Genomic DNA, 18,348 nt, shown 5'->3' with positions numbered 1-18,348 from the left:
GCTGAGACATTAGTATGTCTCAGCTATTTCTGTACTTTTGATTGGGACTGATTATGGATTGGCAACGCTGATTTTTCTCATATTATTTTTTTCTTGTACTACAGTTTAAGCACAATCATCGTGTAGAGGATAACTGTACAAAATTTATATAGATAAATTTTGTGCAGGATTTGTTATAATAAAAGGTAGACATAAATTCTGATGAACGATTGAACAGGATTTATAGAGAAAAAACAAAGGAGATCATTATGTCAAAAAAACAGTTGATCATCGCTGAAAAACCCAGTGTAGCTAAAGATTTGAGCCGGGTTTTACAAGCTAACAATAAAAATAAAAGCTATTATGAAGGATCGAATGTTATCGTTACATGGGCCCTAGGTCATTTGCTGGGACTGAAGATGCCGGAAGATATCAATAAAGAATGGCAGAGCTGGCAGATGGACACATTACCGATGCTGCCAAAGCAATTGGGAATCAAGCCGTTGCCGAAAACAGGTCACCAGCTAAAGGCTATTAAACAACTGGCCAGTCGTAAGGATGTAGGAGAAGTGGTTATTGCTACGGATGCAGGACGTGAAGGCGAGTTGGTTGCCCGTTGGATATTAGAATATATCCGCTTCGATAAACCAGTTAAGCGATTATGGATATCCTCTCAAACAGACAAAGCAATCAAAGATGGCTTTAAGCAATTAAAACCTGCAAAGGAATACGATAATCTCTATTATTCTGCTTTAGCGAGAGCAAAGGCTGATTGGTTGGTGGGGTTGAATGTTACACGGGCACTGACAGTGAAATATCAGGACAGCTTATCCGCTGGTCGCGTTCAGACACCGACATTGGCCCTTGTCAGGGATCAGGAGAAGAAGATTGAAGCCTTTCGTCCGCAAAGCTATTTTACTGTGGATCTACTTCATGAAAAAGAAAAGGGGCGTCTGGTTCAAAAGAATCAGTTTGCCTTCAAGGAGCGTAGTGAGGTAGAAGGATTCGTGAAGGAGTTAAGCAAGCAAAAAGGAAAAGTAACAGATATTCAGGACAAAATAAAAACAGAGCATGCTCCTTTACCTTATGATTTAACAGAGGTTCAGCGAGAAGCAAACCAACGCTATCAATTTTCAGCGAAAAAGACGCTATCTCTCGTTCAAAGTCTTTATGAGTTTCATAAAATCGTGACGTATCCAAGAACAGACAGTAAGTATCTGACAACAGATATGAGGGCAACGATGAAGGAACGCCTGCAAGCAATCAGCACGAGCTTTCCAGAAGCAAAAGCCTATTTGAAAACAGGTGGGAAGGTTATTCAGGATAAAGTCTTCAATAACAGTAAAGTCAGTGATCACCATGCATTGATCCCGACAGAGCAGTCACCTCGCTTTGAAAAATTGAGCAATGATGAACAGCGTATCTATCTGATGATCGTTAATCGTTTCTTAGGCTTGTTTGCGGTACCTCATCGAGCGAATCAGCGAAAAATCACCGTTCAATTTGGTAAAGAGCAGTTCATTTTCCGTGAAAATAAGGTGGAAGAAGCTGGCTGGAGGCAGGAAAAAGAAGAGCTGACGACTAGCGCAGATTGGAAAGTTGGAATGGTTGTTCCAGCAAACTTTGTGATCAATAAGGAACTGACCTCGCCGCCTAAACCCTTGAATGAAGGTAGTTTACTTGGTGCAATGGAAAAACACAGCTTGGGAACGCCGGCAACCAGAGCAGAAATCATAGAGAAGCTGATCAAGTCCGAGCTGATGGAGCGGGCGCAGCAAGGACTGCTTGTATCACCAAAGGGCAAGCAGTTGCTTCAATTAGTGAATCCTTCACTTGTGACACCGGAGTTGACCGAGACATGGGAGAAAACGCTGGAAGATATTGCGAAGGGCAGAAAAAACAGCAACGTATTCTTGAAAGAAATCGAAGCTGATACAAAACGCTTAGTTAGTGAAATCAAGCAGAGCGAAAGCAAGTATCAGGACTTTTCAATCACTCAAAAGAAATGTCCGGAGTGCGGAGAAAATCTGCGTGAGAAGAACACTAGAGATGGAAAAATCTATGTTTGCTCTAGTCAGGAATGCAGTTACAGAAGAAGGAAAGATCCGAAAACCTCTAATCATCGTTGTCCTCAGTGTCATAAGAAAATGGTCGTGATTGAAGGAAAAAACGGTGCGTACTTCAAATGTAACAGCTGTTCGATCAGTGAAAAAATTCCTGATAAGAAACAGCGTAATAAGAAAATGACGAAGCATGAAGAGCGTCGCTTAATGAAGAAATATTCCCAAAAGGATGAACCGGAAGAAAGTCCATTGGCTGCAGCATTGAAAGCAGCAATGGAGGAGAATAATAATTAGTATTAAAAATGTGGGATAACGTTCATTGGCGTTATCCCACATTTTTAATCTGAATAAAGGGTTGCCCCTTGAAATAAGCCGAAGTATACTTCGGCTTATTTCGTGTAGTGTTCTGCTGTGTACAGCTAAATCTGTTTTTTTATTCCATTGATTTATGACTCAAGAATAGTCAGGTGAGCTGTATCATAAACAACTTTTGCATAGTTGGATTTGATCAGTTCTTTTTTTAGGGTATTTCCAGTCCGTTTTTCAATGGTACTGCGATAGATATTTCCCTTTCGGTAGACGATACCCTGTTCACGACTGAAATGCTCATCTTCTACTTTTATATGGTAACTATAAGGCTGTTCATTTTCTGCGTAGAGTCTTCCATACAAATAGGCTTCATCTGTGTAAGTAATCAGCTGGTAAGTTTGATTTGTCGTATTCTTAAATCGATAATCCAAGTAATTATAAACAATAGATGTTCCTGTTCCAAAGGGAATCACACGGCCAAAATCGGGAAAAAGATCTAAGCCATCATGATGGTGATGTTCGATGATCTCAAATGGAGTGTGTAGAATGATCCAGTGAATTAAGTTGGTAAACTGACACATACCTCCCCCGACACCGCTGATGGATTCTTCTTTGCCTAGCATCAATCCTTCTTTATAACCATCTTTCTCTCGGCAGGGACCAACAAGTTGCCAGAAAGAAAAAACTTCCCTAGGCTTGATTAAAATACCTGAAATTTTTGGTGTTGAAATCGCTAAATTTATTGCTTTATTATTTTGTAAATGCAGATCGACATTTCCCAGCTTTCTTCGAATCAATGATTGGTGCTTATAAATAAGAACAGGTAATTTTGACTCTCTTTTTTCAAAAGCAAATGTATGATTGCTATATTTATCTTGCAGCGTTCTCTGTACTCTATTTTTGAACAGTGAAATTCGATAAGTAGTTGGTGAAATCTCGCAAAATAATTTTCTTCCCATGGTAAAACCCTCCAATTAACCTTTTCCATTTTCAACAACAGTATTACATTTCATTACGAATAAGTCAATTATATTACGAGAATATTTCTGGGAGAATATATTCAGTATAATAATTGTTTACTTGAATCTTCTTTTAGAAGCTAGTTTACTTTTACCGACGTCATCCATATTAAAGTAAAACACCGGCAGGACAGGGCTGAGGAGTGATTTTTCTTAAATTGAAAACAAAAACAAAATGGGGTACTTTTGTTCGGCTTCTTTTTTAGGTATAATGGAAGTTATCGGAAAGAAAAAGGGAGAGCCATTTCCCTTTTACCAAGAATGCTAGGGAACTGGCCATCGGACCACTGGAAAAAAGAAACAAGGAAGTTACCTGACTTGTTTCCTCAAAAGAAAAAAGGAGAACCATTACTCTGGCGTAAACAAGAACCTAGAAGTAGTGGCTATCGGACCACTGGAAAAAAGAAACAAGGAAGTTACCTGACTTGTTTCCTCAAAAGAAAGAGGGAGAACCATTACTCTGTCATAAACAAGAACCTAGAAGTAATGGCTATCGGACCATCAAAATAAGGAAACAAGGAAATCATTTGACTTGTTTCTTCAATAGAAAGAGGGAGAACAATGGCGCAGAAAAAGAAAACAAAAAAGCAACTAAAGCAGCAAGAACAGCTGCGTTATATTTTTATCGGTATCTTCTTCGTATTTTTTGGATTATTTGGGATACTGAAATTAGGGTTTTTAGGCATTTTGATTGCTAATGGGCTACGTTTGATTGTGGGGAATACTTTTTCTGCAGCAGCGATCCTACTGATGTTATATGGATTTTCTCTGATTCTGTTCGGCGATAACTTTCCTGTCAAATCGCCTCGAAAAGTTATCGGAGGAGGCTTGATTTATCTAGGAATATTATTGTTTATTCATGCTTATTGGTTTAGAAATATCGGCAGCAGCAATCCAGATATCTTCAATACTACGTGGGATTTTCTGAAGATGGATTTGACCAGAAATGTAGTTAGAGAAAATGTTGGTGGAGGTATGGTGGGCGCAACTCTTTATACGATGACTCACTTCCTTGTTGCTCAGTTCGGCAGCTATTTAGTCGCAGTCTTGTTGATTGCATTAGGTGGATATATGATCAGTATGCTTGATTTTCAGCAGATTCTTAACGGTATCCAGTGGTTCCGTCAAGCGTTGGGGAATCTGTTCGCAAAAAGTGATGAACGTTTGTCGGCACAATCTGAAAAGCGTGCAGAGAAAAGGAAGTTGAAGGAAGCGGAGAAACAAGAACGAGCTAAGGAAATGGCGGAGCAGTGGATAGAGAAGAATCAGGTCAGACCTCATACTCCAGGCGAACAGCTTGCGAAATCTGAGAGAGAGCAGTATGAAGTACCGGAACAAGAACCGGAGCAGCTGACCCTTGTACCAATCGACAGCTTTCAACAGCAGGAGCAGGGATTCTATGAAGAGCAGTATGATGAGTCCCATCATCCGGCAGATATGGAAGAGCCGCTTGAATATGAAGACAACACAGATTTAGAGTTTGAAATTGCCGCCGAAACAGAGGACAGAGACTATCAGCTGCCGTCTCCGGATTTACTGGATTCGATTCCAGCGGCAGATCAAAGTGATGAATACCAGAAAATCGAGAAAAATATTTCTGTTCTTGAGCAAACCTTCCGCAGTTTTAGCGTGGATGCAAAAGTAGTAAAAGCAAGCCTTGGGCCTTCTGTAACGAAGTTTGAGATTCAACCGGCAGTGGGTGTCAAGGTCAGTAAAATCGTTGGTTTAACAGACGATATCGCATTGGCTCTGGCTGCGAAGGATGTACGGATGGAGGCCCCGATCCCTGGTAAATCACTGATTGGGATCGAGGTACCAAATAGCACAGTAAGTACGGTTTCATTTAGAGATATTGTTGAAGCGCAACCGAGTCATCCAGATAAATTGTTGGAGGTTCCATTGGGAAGAGATATTTCCGGAATGGTTCAATCCGCAGATTTAACGAAAATGCCTCATATGCTGATTGCAGGATCAACAGGAAGTGGTAAGTCCGTTGCGATCAATGGAATCATCACCAGTATCTTGATGCGGGCGAAGCCCCATGAAGTGAAGATGATGATGATCGATCCGAAAATGGTAGAACTAAATGTATATAACGGTATTCCGCATTTGCTGACACCTGTTGTGACAAATCCGAGAAAAGCTGCTCAAGCCTTGCAGAAGGTCGTACAGGAAATGGAATTCCGGTATGAAAAATTTGCAGCAGCAGGCGTCCGAAATATTTCCGGATATAATAATTTGGTTATTCAAAAAAATCTGGAGGATGGTGATAATCGTCCGATTTTACCGTTTATTGTGGTAATCGTTGACGAGCTGGCTGACTTGATGATGGTTGCCAGCAACGAAGTGGAAGATGCTATTATTCGTCTGGCACAGATGGCTCGTGCTGCTGGTATTCATATGATTCTTGCGACACAGCGTCCAAGTGTAGATGTTATTACAGGAATTATTAAGGCCAATGTCCCTTCACGAATGGCTTTTGCAGTCTCCAGCGGGACTGACTCACGAACAATTATCGATAGTAATGGTGCAGAAAAGCTGTTAGGAAGAGGGGATATGCTGTTTCTTCCTATGGGAGAAAACAAGCCGATACGTGTTCAAGGTGCTTTCATTTCTGATCAGGAAGTCGAGCGTGTCGTTGCCTTTGTTACTGAGCAGCAAGAGGCAGAATATCAGGAAAGCATGATGCCGACAGAAGAAGCTGTTGTAAGCGGGAGCAGTGATAATCCACAGGATGAGCTGTATGGAGAAGCTAAAGCATTAGTTATTGAAATGCAGACTGCAAGCATTTCACTACTGCAGCGAAGATTCCGAATCGGCTATAATCGGGCAGCACGTCTGATTGACGAGCTGGAAGAAAATCATGTGATTGGGCCATCAGAGGGAAGTAAACCGAGAAAAGTTTTTGTTGAGGCAGAGCCTGAAGAAGAGCTTCCGGAAAATGATCCGGAGCAGCTGTAACAGTGATGGAAAAGAATAAATGAGAAATGACTGAGAGATGTAATGACACTTTCAGTTATTTTTTTTTGATATTTTGCGATTGCTCATTTATTGAAAAGGGTTGTTTTTTTGTTGCTGTTACTAGGCTAACGAAAAATATTTTATAAGAGGAATTGTTGAATGAATGTTATTCTTTACTTTTGGATAAGCGAAATGAGCAATAGCTTCTATTTTCCAGAAAAAATATATTTAACGGAATTGCAATCCTTCTCATTTATTGTATGATTAGTATAAGAGCACAAAAACACATTTTGGTTGGTAGTCCAAAAGCAGTTTCTGTCAGTAACCTTCCCTCCTGGGTCGTCCATTGTTCTTTTTTTATCATGTGAATGCTGTAAAAGATTTTATTATACGAGAAGCGACTGTTGCCTTGAAACACAGGTAAAGGTATTACCGTATAAGCTCATTTCTTTAACAGGATTTATCTATAAGGAGGAAGCACCATGGATTTAACAATTTATTTTGATGGGCAGTATTGGAGTGGGTTGGTAGAATATCGAGATGCACAGGAACATTTAAGAGTATATCGGCATGTTTTTGGCAGAAAGCCAAGTAATCAGGATATCTACACGTTTATTTATGAGACATTGCCGAATATACTAGAAAAAGATTGGCATAGTGAAATCAAGTCCGAGAAGGATGAGAGGAAAAGAATCAGTCCTAAACGAATGCAGCGAATAGTACAGAAACAGAAAAATAAGCCTGTATTGTCAACAAAAGCTCAGCAAGCGATGACGGAGCAACGAGAGGCAATGAAGCTGGAACGAAAACAGAGGCACAAAAGAAGAAAGCTTGAAGAAAAGCAAGTCATTTTTGAAAAGAAGCAGCAAAAGCGGCATGAGAAGAAAAAAGGACATTGATTAAGTAGTTATTGATGTTCAAATGGCTGTTTGCTTGATTTTTTTATAAAGGTAAAGAGAGTCTTGAGAAGCAAGGGTATGGGGACCGAAAAAATTTTAACAAGTAATGTGTGTAGTCTAAAGAATACGCGGACCAAGTAAAAATTGAGGTGGAAGATAGTGAGAAGAAAAAGTGTACTGTACATGGATGTAGCAGAGCAAATAAAAGCGGATATTCTGAGCGGAAAGTATCCGGTGGGTTCTTTGCTGCCGACAGAGTCTGAACTTGAAGAGATTTTTGAGGTTAGTAAAATCACAGTTCGTCGTGCGATAGAAATTTTGGCAGATGAAGAGTTGCTGGAGAAAAAGAGTGGAAAGGGTACGACCGTTTTAAGCAATAAGCCATACAATAAGCTGTCTAAGGCTGGAACCTTTACGGAGTATCTGCATGATTCAGGACTCAATATTGTTAAGAAAAATATCCAGTTGGAGCATGTGACTTTGGAAAAAGGGACACCGATCTATGAATGCTTAGGAGAAACAGCAGTCAAGTTTTCACGGTTATATTTATTGGATGAGCAGCCATATATTTATTTTGAGTATTTTCTTCCGAAAGAGCTTTCTGATGTATCAATAGAAAAGTTCGATAAAGAATCATTGTACCGGATACTTGATCAGCATCATATTGAGATTTTCCGATTTGAAGACAGCTTTCAAATTGTTCAGCTGACACCAAAACAGCAGGAGCTGCTGCAAACAACAGAAACAATGGCGATGAAACGGATTCGTCGTTCCTTTGGGAAAAAGAATCAAGTTGTTGAGTTTTCAGAAGCGCTATACAATACTGCAATGCATCCATATGTGATAGAGTACGAGGCATAGTCTGAAGCTGAAAAACAATTTATTGAAGAATCATTCTTTATTGGTTTTTATGTAAAAATCAAAATAGAACCTTGAGCAATCGTCAACAGCTCAAGGTTCTATTTTTGCATGAAATGGATTTGGAAAAGATTGCCATTCATTTCGATTGTATAAATAACTATAAATGATGGCAGCAGAAAAGTAAGTCCAGCCTGGTGCAGTCATTTAAGCAATTATAGAGTCAGTAAATCATTAGGAGTTAAGTGAACGTTACGAAAATTCGAAGGCTGATTTCATGAATTTCCCCTTACTTCTCGAAGCAGAGTACTTTTGTCGCAACCTTATTGTGACGTGACAAAACTGTAAGTCATCTGTTATCTATATCAATTGTTCTCAGTTGGTGTTTATCTTAGAATGAACGAGAAAAGAAATGGAGTGGAAAGAAATGCTGAAAATTGAAAATTTAACAAAGACCTATGGGGATGAAATAAAATATCAGGCCTTGAAAGGTCTTAACCTTACCGTAAATGACGGTGAATTTATCGGAATTATGGGACCTTCTGGAAGTGGGAAAAGTACATTTTTGAATTTAGTCGCAACCATCGACCAGCCAACATCTGGAGAAATTATTCTGAATGAAAAGAATCCTCATAAGATGGATCAGGAAACTATTGCGAAATTTCGAAGAAGAGAACTGGGCTTTATATTCCAGAACTTCAATTTGATGCCGACCTTGACTGTGGAAGAAAATATCATTCTGCCATTGACTTTGGATGGTGAGAAAATCCCAGTAATGAAGCGAAAACTACAAGCACTTGCAGATCGTCTTGGGATAGCACCACTACTGAAAAAAAGAATTGCGGAGATTTCAGGTGGTCAGGCACAACGTGTGGCAGTTGCTCGTGCGATGATCCATCAGCCTCAGCTGCTTTTAGCAGATGAACCAACAGGAAACCTTGATACAAAATCTTCTAAGGATGTTATGGGACTTTTACAGCAATTGAATCGAGGCGAACAAGCAACGATTTTGATGGTCACTCATGATCCACTAGCAGCAAGCTATTGTCAACGAATTGTTTTCATCAAGGACGGCCAACTGGTTAAGGAAATCAGACAGACAAACGGTCAAAAGCAGTTTTATGATGAAATCATGGGAAATCTGTCAGAGATTGAAGGTGTCGGCAATGAATTTTAGACAGTTCGTCATTCGAAATACGATGAGGAACAAGCGATTGTATATGGCCTATTTCCTTAGTACATTGTTTGCGGTCATGGTGTTCTTCACGTTTACCGGCTTTGCCTTTCATCCAGCGCTATCTGATGGCTTGAATGCTAGTGCTCAAAAAGGGATGTTGGCAGCGGCAATTATTATTTACGGTTTTTCATTTTTCTTTGTTCTATATTCTATGGATGTATTTATCCAGTCAAGGAAAAAGGAGTTCGGCTTGTTGATGATTCAAGGGATGAGTCCTAGACAGTTGAAGCGAATGGTATTTATTGAAAATCTGGTTATTGGTTTTTTTGCAACGATTGTCGGCAGTATTGCCGGGATATTTTTCTCCCAGTTTATCCTGTTCATCAGTAACAAGCTGATTCATGTGAGTCTCGCGTTTTATTTTCCTTTGCAGGCGCTGCTGATAACAATCGCTTCATTTACGCTGCTGTTTCTATCGATCTCTTTCTTTATCCAGTTCCGTTTACCAAAGCTTAGTCTACAGACTCTGTTGAAGGCAGGTGATTTAGGTAAAGGGTCACTTAAAGGATCATTCGTCAAAGGAATACTAGCTATTCTATTGATCGGAGCAGGCTACGGTGTTGCCTTACTTGTTCCTGGTCAGTTGGTACCAATTGTGATGATCCCTGTTATCTTCTTAGTGGTAGTTGGGACAAGATTCTTGTTTAATCAGTTAAGTGTTTGGAGTATTGAAAAGCTGAAGAACAACCAAAAGATTTTCTGGAAGAAAACAAATATGGTGGTTTTTTCTGATTTAGCTTTTCGTATGAAGGATAATGCCCGTTCCTTCTTTCTGGTTTCAATCATTTCAACAGTTGCTTTTGCAGCAATCGGTACACTTTACAGCTTCCAACAGATGGTTCTTGAATCAACAAATGCGATGCCCTATGAGTTCCAATTATCAGGAGAAGAAGGCGAGACAGCTCCGATTCTAACAGAATTTTCTACCTTACTGGAGCAAAAGGGGATTCAAACAGAACGAGGCGATTACAAGATCTATACCGATCAAAACCAAGTCAGCTTTATCAAAGAAAGTGAATACAATCGATTGGCTGAAATTGCAGGAGAACCAAAGGTGGAAACTGATGGACAAGCTGTCCAATTGGTTTTTGACACTCAATACAACGATGGAGTTGATGTTGGAAAAATTAATCAGGTTGTGCTTCCTGATCAGCAAACATTAGCAGTAGCTAAATCTGAAAAAGAGAAAGTCCTGGCTGTTTTCGGAACGACGGTTCTTGTTCCTGATTCAGTGAACCTAGAAGGAATTCCCTATACTGTTGGAACAGTGTGGGAGCCGAAAGATGTGTCTCGTGAGCAGTTGATTGCATTAGGAAAGACACAGGAGGGCAACTATCAGCTGTCAGCTAAAACCTATATGACACAAACGATCATAGACAGCTATAAACCCATTCTATTTGTCGGCGTGTTCATCGGCATCGTCTTCTTCGTTTCAGCAGGAAGCTTCTTGTATTTCCGTTTATACAGCGACATGGATGTGGATGTAGAAAAATTCAAGATGATTTATAAGCTGGGACTGACAAAGAAAGAGCTGAAAAAAATGATCAATCAACAAGTCGGTATCCTTTTCTTTACACCAATCATCGTTTCAGTGATTCATGGAATTGTCGCATTGACAGCGATGTATCATATATTCAATCAGACGATGCAGCTGGCAGGCTGGCAGGTGTTGGGTGCATTCATTCTGATACAGGTGGCATATTACTTGATTGCCAGAGTATTTTATTTCAAAAAGGTGTATCAAATGGTACAGGCATAAGACAAGTTGATTTGTATCGATTTTAGAGAAGCTCTTTTGATATCGTAAATAAAGGAAGTATTGATTTTAATAAATACGGCTCAGAACAATTTTCAGTTTGATGATTGTTTTGGGCTTTTTTATTTTATGAAAACTCTATGAAAATTTAACATACCGCCTGTTGCATTGCCTGAGAGAATACGTTATAGTAATGAAACGAAGTCTTGAGGAAAAGAGGAAAACAAGTGGAAAAGATCTCCATCTATGGATTAACAAAGGAAGAATTGATCAACTGGTTTATTGAGCATGGTGAAAAGAAATTTCGTGCTACACAAGTATGGGAATGGCTGTATATCCAGCGTGTTCGAGCATTCAGCGACATGACCAACCTGTCAAAACAGCTGATTGCTGTTTTGGAAGAGAATTTCATCATCAACCCGTTAAAGCAAGTGATCATTCAAGAATCACAGGATGGAACGGTAAAATATCTTTTTGAACTTCCTGACAAAAACATGATTGAAACAGTATTGATGCGTCAAGAATACGGTCTCTCTGTTTGTGTGACTACACAGGTCGGCTGTAATATTGGCTGTACCTTCTGTGCCAGTGGCCTATTGACGAAGCAACGTGATTTAACTGCCGGAGAAATTGTCGCTCAAATCATGGAAGTACAGCACTACTTTGATGAACGTCAAAAAGAAGAACGTGTCAGTCACGTTGTGGTTATGGGGATTGGCGAGCCGTTTGACAACTATGATAATTTGATGGATTTTCTGCATATCATCAATGATGCAAAAGGATTGGCTATTGGAGCTCGTCATATTACAGTTTCTACTAGCGGGTTGGTTCCAAAAATCAATGAGTTTGCGGACAACGGACTACAGGTAAACCTAGCTATTTCACTTCATGCGCCGAACAATGAAGTGAGAACATCAATGATGCGGATCAATCGGAGCTTCCCAATAGAAAAACTGATGGCTGCAGTCGATAACTATCTGGAAAAGACAAATCGACGTATTACGTTTGAATATATTATGCTGAACAATGTCAATGATCGTCCAGAGCATGCACAACAGCTGGCGGACTTACTGAAGAACAAGAAAAAGCTGACGTATGTCAACTTGATTCCATATAATCCAGTTAGTGAACATGACCAGTATAGTCGTAGTGCAAAGGCAGACGTACTGAAGTTCTATGATATCTTGAAGAAAAACGGTATCAACTGTGTGATACGTAAGGAACATGGAACAGATATTGATGCCGCTTGCGGACAGTTGAGAAGTAAACAAATCAAAAAGAAGGTCACTGCAAAGTAATTAAATAATCAGCAAAGCAGAAACAGCTGTCTAGGTATTCTCAGGATTTTGGAATACTTAGATAGCTGTTTCTTTAGTTTTTACAATTGTTTTTCGCATCCATAAATCCTATTAGAGGAACGGCAATCATATATTTTTTGAACAAAGGTCATTTTTTTTTGTGATGATTTGTTAATAGTATTCATATAATTTGAAGGCATCCAATCCGTACATGCCAAGCCCCAAATCTACTGTAGTGATATAATCGAAACCACATTTTTCGTACAAACGAATCGCAGGAAGGTTGTTTTCATAGACATCCAGCCGTATGGCTTTCATATTCTGTTTATGAGCTAGGTCTATGGCTGCTTTCAGCATTTTTTCTCCAATCCCTTGACCTGAACAGCTCGGATGAACAACAAAGGTATGTATGATAAATACTTCGTCCTTCTTTGCTGGAATTCCCCATCTGGCCTCCTGATAGGCTGGCTCAGGCTTGTGGTTCAGAATGATCGTTCCAGCGATTCTATTTTTTTGTCTGATGACATAAAGCGTTCCGGCAGTAATCCCATCAGCAGCTGTTTCTCTGACAGGATAGTTTCCCTTGATCCAGCCTGGATAGTTGATGTTCTCATTGAGAGAATCAATCGTGGCATTATAAAGCTGCTCTAGTTCATCAAGGTCATTTAAGTTAGCCTGTTCCAATTTGAAGGTCATAAGCATCTCCTTTCTGCTATTTTAGATAAAGTATACAGAAAGATAGAGACTATCGAAAGGGGAATTAGCAGGCCCTATGAAAATAATAGAAGAGTTCGGACATAAAAAAGAGGCTGTGCCAAAAGTGAGATGCCCTGAGAATTAAGAAGAAGTATACGAAAATAGCTTTTCCTATTTTCAGTATCCAAGTAGGTACTTTGCCACATCAGAACTACTGCAGTAGTTCTGATGTGTTAAAGCAATTTCGGCTTAATTCCGAAGGAACAGTTTTTGGCTCGTCATTTATTCGTGTTTAGGGTGTGAGATAATTTCTATTTCGATTATTGTCTTGCGCTCCAAAGCCCCTGCGTGCTTCGAGGATCGGAACAACGTGTAGTCCTTCAATTAAATTTCAATCTGAATCACGTGTACACCGGCCTTCTCAAAGGCTTTGATTGCTTCCGGCGGCGCAAAGCTGTCTGTGATCAAGTAGTCGATATCCTTGATACTGCCGCTGGTAAAGTTTGAAGAAAAGCCGATTTTTCGATAATCAGCAACAACAATAACAGGTCCCTTTGTCCGTTCAATAATCAGAGAATTGATTTTCGCTTCATGGAGTACAGGGGTCGTAATGCCGTTTTCAAGACTCAAACCGGAACAGCCAATGATTGAGATATCCGAAGACATCTTAGAAAATGACTCGATAGCAATATCACCCACAAGGGCTTCTTTAGGGAAACGAATCTCTCCACCGGAAAGAATGACTGTTGAATTTGGGTGGTGATCGATATTAGCAATTTTGACATTATTGGTGACGATCGTGACACGCTTTTCTTCCAGCTTTTTGATTGCAGATAGAGCAGTGGAACTAGTGTTGATAAACAACGTGTCACCTTCATTGACAAATGCAGCAGCTCGTTGAGCAATCGTGCATTTGAGCACCTCCAGCTCTTTATTATAGATTTCACCATTCTCTTTCTGGATGATCTGAGCTTTTCCGTGTTCCCTGAGAATCAATCCCATCTTTTCCAAAGCAGTCAAATCTCGTCGTATGGTGATTTCCGACACGCCTAATGTTTCGCTGATTTCCTTGACTGATACAGTCAGCCTTTCTTTTAGAAGATCCATTATTTGGTCTCGCCTGTCATGGATCACTTTGTAAGAACTTTTCATCGATTTTCTCTCCTTACCTTCAAGCCGTTTTTATATGTAACGTCTGCCCAATGGAGCGGGCTTCTTTTATGCGTCTGTTTCCCTCTGATGGATTACCGGCACCAATTTGACTGCGCCCTATCATATAAAAGAGATACGCCTGTTCCCGATTATTCAAGAGACTGATATCCACCTGCTCAAAGGATTCAATGCTCTTTCTATTTCTTCCTTGCAGGTATAACTTGATTCCTTCGATTTCATACCAAGAGTATAGCCCGCTTAACTGCTTTTTCTTCAAACCTTTTAATTTGACCATAGCATTCAGTGTTTTCTCTGCTTGTTTCTTTTCATTTAAAAAATAATAGCAATGCAGTTGGGTATGATAGTAGATAAATAGATAATCATAGGTAGATCGGAAAAAAGCTTCATGAGCAGCCAAATGATCCAAACAAGCCAGATACTCACCTTTATCCAATAGTAAAAGCGCATCGAAAATATATAAGGAACGAGTGAAGCCGTGGAAAAAATCCTTTTCCTGCAGCTGCTGTTTTAGAACTTCAGCTTGAGGGATCGAACAATCGATCGTTAAGGCATAGATCATATGATCGTATTTTCTCTTTAAGTACTCGAACAAAAGGACAACACTTAGAACCATTCCTCCAATGACAGCAAAAATCACTTTTGTACCAATCTGTTCAGTTGTAATGATTAAGTTAACAATATATCCGGCAAAAATCAAATAAACACACCATAGCATAATTTTTTTCCCACTATAAATACCAGTCCATAATAGTTTTTTCATTTTCCTCACCTCAAGTGTAATAATAGCATAAAACAATCCTAAAATGTTATAACGTTAATTAAATGATCTAAAAACATATGATAAAATATATAAACGATCTTAAAAAGATTCAACGATCTTATAAAAAGATTGAAAACGGTTCATTTTATTGTAGAATAAAGCTGTAAACGAAATATGAACAGAAAGAAAATAATGGAGGTAGCATATGGCAACGATTCATGATGTAACAAAAGAGAGCTGGATTTTAAGTACATTTCCGGAATGGGGAACATACCTGAATGAAGAGATTGAACGAGAAGAAGTTCAAAAGGGAACCGTCGCAATGTGGTGGCTGGGCTGTACAGGTATTTGGTTGAAATCCCATGAAGGAACAAACATTCTTTGTGATTTATGGTGCGGTACTGGAAAGCAAAGTCATGGAAACGGCAAAATGAAAAAGGGACATCAGATGATGCGTATGAGCGGTTGCGAAAATATGCAGCCTAATTTGCGAACACAGCCTTTTGTGATCGATCCATTTGCGGTTAAGGACGTAGATGCCTTGGTTGTAACACATATTCATTCCGACCACTTAGATATCAATACAGCTGCGGCTGTTCATCAAAACTGTCCTGAGGCACGTTTCATCGGACCGCAGGAAGTAGTGAATACTTGGTTGAAGTGGGGAATCCCAGAAGAGAAAACATTGGTTGTCAGACCAGGGGATCGTGTTGCTGTTAAGGATATTGAAATCGTAGCATTGGAAGCCTTCGATCGGACTGCTTTAGTTACTTGTGAAAATCCGGAAGTAACATTGAAAGGAAAAATGCCTCAGGACATGGACGAGATTGCTGTCAACTATCTATTTAAGACATCTGGCGGGAATATTTATCATGCAGGTGATTCACATTATTCCAATATGTTTGCCAAGCATGGCAATGAGCATACGATTGATGTATGTTTGGGTGCTTATGGAGAAAACCCTCGTGGAATCACAGATAAAGTAACCTCTGTTGATATGCTGAGAATGGCGGAATCTTTAAATGCCAAAGTTGTGATCCCTGTGCATTATGATATCTGGGCAAATTTCATGGCTGATCCCAAAGAAATCACTGAGATTTGGAAATTTAAGAAAGATCGCTTGGATTATCAATTTAAGCCATTTATCTGGCAGGTTGGCGGTAAATTCACTTACCCGAATGATAAAGATAAAATGGAATTCAATTTCTATCGTGGTTTTGATGATGTCTTTACAGTAGAAAACGATACACCGTTCCCATCTTTCCTATAAGAAAGAAGAAGCAATGCGGATTGTTGGATGTTAGTTGGACGACGGAGATAAGAACGGCTTGCAAGTGATTGCAGTCGTTCTGGTTTCCAATAAAAAATGGAAGGGGATTCACAATGCTGAAGTATTTTTATGAGAATGATTTGATACGTTTTAGCGACAGAGTACCGGAAAACTGGGAAGATGCAGTGAAGATCAGCTGCGAAAATTTCTTGGAAAAGGAAATCATCAACCAGACATATGTAGATGAAATTATTGCCTGTGTGAAAGAATTTGGGCCGTACATCGTTATCGTACCTGGGGTAGCAATGCCGCATTCATCAGAAAAAAGTGAAGGTGTTTTTGGAACGGGTATCGCATTTACTAAAATGCCGGAGGACGTTGTTTTTGAAGAAGGCAATCCAGAGAAAAATGCCAAGCTGTTTTTTACTTTAGCAGCGAAAAACGGGGAAGAGCATGTGCAGAACATCGCGAATCTTTCCGAGATGTTGATGGTGGATGGACTGATCGAAGACTTATCAGCAATAGAGACGATGGAAGATTATAAGCAGGTCATGGGGAAATATCAATTATAAGAAAGAAGGGGTAAAATGAATCAGGTTTTAGATTTTTTATTAGGCATTTGGGATTATTTTGCTGCGAACATTCTGACGCAGCCGGCATTTTTGATTGGATTTATTGTATTATTGGGCTACATGTTGTTGAAAAAGCCATTTTATGAGAGTGTTGCAGGATTTTTGAAAGCCACTGTTGGTTACCTGATTTTAAGTGTTGGTTCTGGCGGATTAGTTAATAATTTCCGACCAATTTTAGTAGGACTGAAAGAGCGATTCAATTTGGACGCAATGGTTATCGATCCATATTTTGGTCAGAACGCGGTGACTGCAGGGATTGAAGAGACATTTGGAAGAACCTTCAGTGACACGATGATCTTGTTATTGATTGCATTTGTCATGAATATCCTTTTGGTTCGCTTCAAAAAATATACAAAGCTGCGGGCTGTTTTTACAACAGGGAATGTTCAGATTCAACAGGCGGCAACGGCATTCTGGCTGCTGCTATTCTGTTTCCCTGATTTAGGACGTGTAGAGATTCTCTTAGTTATGGGTCTGATCCTTGGCTGTTATTGGGCAGTGGGATCAAATCTGACAGTTGGCATCACGCAAGAATTGACCGAGGGCGCTGGTTTTGCAATTGCCCATCAACAAATGTTTGGTATTTATATTTTTGCCCGCTTAGCTGAGAAGATGAAGAAGGGAAAGAACAACAAACGAATCGAAGATATCAATTTCCCAGGATTTCTTTCTATATTTAATGAGAATATGGTGTCCACTTCTATCCTGATGCTGTTCTTCTTCGGTGTCATCATGCTTGTTTTGGGACAGGATTACCTGATTAGTGCCGAATTTATGGTTGAAGGACAAAGCTTCTTCTTCTATATTCTGCAAACATCGTTATACTTTGCTGTGTATCTGGCGATTTTGCAATTGGGTGTACGAACCTTCGTTGATGAACTGACAGCTTCCTTCCAAGGGATTTCTAATACGCTGCTTCCAGGTGCTGTACCGGGAATCGATGTATCTGCTTCTTTGGCCTTTGGGTCTTCAAATGCAGTAACGATTGGCTTCCTGTTTGGTGCATTGGGTCAATTCTTGACTATTGGATTACTGATTCTATTTAAGTCTCCAGTCATCGTGATTGCCGGCTTTATTCCGTTGTTCTTTGATAATGCTGCAATTGCATTGTTTGCAAATAATCGTGGTGGGGTCAAGGCGGCTTGTATTTTCCCATTCCTTTCGGGGATCATTCAAGTAATCGGTTCAGCATTGATTGCTTCCTTTGTCGGTTTGGCACAATATGGCGGCTATCTGGGAATGTTCGACTGGGCAACAGTTTGGCCGTTAGCGACTGTCATCATGAAATTCTTGGGTTATGCGGGAATTGCTGTTGTTGTCTTAGCTTTCCTTGCGATTCCTCAACTGCAGTATCGAGCAAATCCAGAGGGTTACTTCTTGATTGTTGATGACTACGATGAGTATGTTAAAAAAATGGCTGCTTGATGCAGCTGATAAA

General features: G+C 39.8%; 14 protein-coding genes. 10 read left to right on the top strand and 4 right to left on the bottom strand.

Going from position 1 to position 18,348, the window contains the following annotated elements; genetic code table 11:
- The first annotated feature begins 248 nt into the window (after nucleotides 1–248).
- Nucleotides 249–2,336 carry a DNA topoisomerase III gene (locus I6N96_RS03055; RefSeq protein ID WP_209556018.1) on the top strand — a complete coding sequence of 696 codons (2,088 nt, stop codon included), beginning with the start codon at nucleotides 249–251 and terminating at the stop codon, nucleotides 2,334–2,336.
- Between the two features lie 152 nt (nucleotides 2,337–2,488).
- On the opposite strand, the gene I6N96_RS03050 is transcribed toward I6N96_RS03055, so the two are convergent.
- Nucleotides 2,489–3,310: a VanW family protein gene (locus I6N96_RS03050; RefSeq protein WP_209556017.1), complete on the bottom strand. Its 822-nt coding sequence runs from the start codon at nucleotides 3,308–3,310 to the stop codon at nucleotides 2,489–2,491.
- 621 nt (nucleotides 3,311–3,931) lie between these two features.
- Here I6N96_RS03050 and I6N96_RS03045 point away from each other — a divergent pair.
- The 6 genes from I6N96_RS03045 to rlmN all read left to right on the top strand — a co-directional run bounded on the left by I6N96_RS03045 (nucleotide 3,932) and on the right by rlmN (nucleotide 12,379).
- Nucleotides 3,932–6,331 carry an FtsK/SpoIIIE family DNA translocase gene (locus tag I6N96_RS03045; RefSeq protein WP_209556016.1) on the top strand — a complete coding sequence of 800 codons (2,400 nt, stop codon included), beginning with the start codon at nucleotides 3,932–3,934 and terminating at the stop codon, nucleotides 6,329–6,331.
- A 482-nt stretch (nucleotides 6,332–6,813) separates the two neighbouring features.
- Nucleotides 6,814–7,230, top strand: coding sequence for a YjdF family protein (locus tag I6N96_RS03040; protein ID WP_209556015.1), 417 nt, complete (start codon nucleotides 6,814–6,816; stop codon nucleotides 7,228–7,230).
- A 159-nt stretch (nucleotides 7,231–7,389) separates the two neighbouring features.
- Nucleotides 7,390–8,091, top strand: a complete 702-nt coding sequence (locus I6N96_RS03035; protein WP_209556014.1) for a GntR family transcriptional regulator — start codon at nucleotides 7,390–7,392, stop codon at nucleotides 8,089–8,091.
- Nucleotides 8,092–8,515: 424 nt separating this feature from the next.
- Nucleotides 8,516–9,265: an ABC transporter ATP-binding protein gene (locus I6N96_RS03030; RefSeq protein WP_209556013.1), complete on the top strand. Its 750-nt coding sequence runs from the start codon at nucleotides 8,516–8,518 to the stop codon at nucleotides 9,263–9,265.
- Nucleotides 9,255–11,084, top strand: coding sequence for an FtsX-like permease family protein (locus tag I6N96_RS03025; RefSeq protein ID WP_209556012.1), 1,830 nt, complete (start codon nucleotides 9,255–9,257; stop codon nucleotides 11,082–11,084). Before I6N96_RS03030 ends, I6N96_RS03025 begins: the two co-directional genes overlap by 11 nt.
- Before the next feature lie 224 nt (nucleotides 11,085–11,308).
- Complete coding sequence (gene rlmN, locus I6N96_RS03020) at nucleotides 11,309–12,379, top strand: dual-specificity RNA methyltransferase RlmN (protein ID WP_209556011.1); 1,071 nt, start codon at nucleotides 11,309–11,311, stop codon at nucleotides 12,377–12,379.
- A 171-nt stretch (nucleotides 12,380–12,550) separates the two neighbouring features.
- Here rlmN and I6N96_RS03015 read toward each other — a convergent pair whose 3' ends face one another.
- The 3 genes from I6N96_RS03015 to I6N96_RS03005 form a co-directional block, all read right to left on the bottom strand.
- Nucleotides 12,551–13,075: a GNAT family N-acetyltransferase gene (locus tag I6N96_RS03015; protein ID WP_209556010.1), complete on the bottom strand. Its 525-nt coding sequence runs from the start codon at nucleotides 13,073–13,075 to the stop codon at nucleotides 12,551–12,553.
- Nucleotides 13,076–13,459: 384 nt separating this feature from the next.
- Complete coding sequence (locus I6N96_RS03010; RefSeq protein WP_209556009.1) at nucleotides 13,460–14,227, bottom strand: DeoR/GlpR family DNA-binding transcription regulator; 768 nt, start codon at nucleotides 14,225–14,227, stop codon at nucleotides 13,460–13,462.
- A gap of 19 nt (nucleotides 14,228–14,246) precedes the next feature.
- Nucleotides 14,247–15,008, bottom strand: a complete 762-nt coding sequence (locus I6N96_RS03005; protein ID WP_209556008.1) for a hypothetical protein — start codon at nucleotides 15,006–15,008, stop codon at nucleotides 14,247–14,249.
- A 205-nt stretch (nucleotides 15,009–15,213) separates the two neighbouring features.
- Between I6N96_RS03005 and ulaG the strand changes: the two genes are divergently transcribed.
- From ulaG to ulaA, 3 genes are all read left to right on the top strand, one after another.
- The gene (ulaG, locus tag I6N96_RS03000) at nucleotides 15,214–16,278 is read left to right on the top strand and encodes an L-ascorbate 6-phosphate lactonase (protein WP_209556007.1); all 1,065 of its coding nucleotides are present in this window, start codon (nucleotides 15,214–15,216) and stop codon (nucleotides 16,276–16,278) included.
- A 113-nt stretch (nucleotides 16,279–16,391) separates the two neighbouring features.
- Complete coding sequence (locus I6N96_RS02995; protein ID WP_209556006.1) at nucleotides 16,392–16,850, top strand: PTS sugar transporter subunit IIA; 459 nt, start codon at nucleotides 16,392–16,394, stop codon at nucleotides 16,848–16,850.
- A 15-nt stretch (nucleotides 16,851–16,865) separates the two neighbouring features.
- Complete coding sequence (gene ulaA, locus I6N96_RS02990) at nucleotides 16,866–18,335, top strand: PTS ascorbate transporter subunit IIC (protein WP_209556005.1); 1,470 nt, start codon at nucleotides 16,866–16,868, stop codon at nucleotides 18,333–18,335.
- Nucleotides 18,336–18,348 lie beyond the last annotated feature (13 nt).

This window comes from Enterococcus larvae, from assembly GCF_017830045.1.
Lineage (GTDB): Bacteria > Bacillota > Bacilli > Lactobacillales > Enterococcaceae > Enterococcus_L > Enterococcus_L larvae.
The sequence above is the reverse complement of the archived record's forward strand: the minus strand, read 5'-3'. Positions and strand labels throughout refer to the sequence as shown.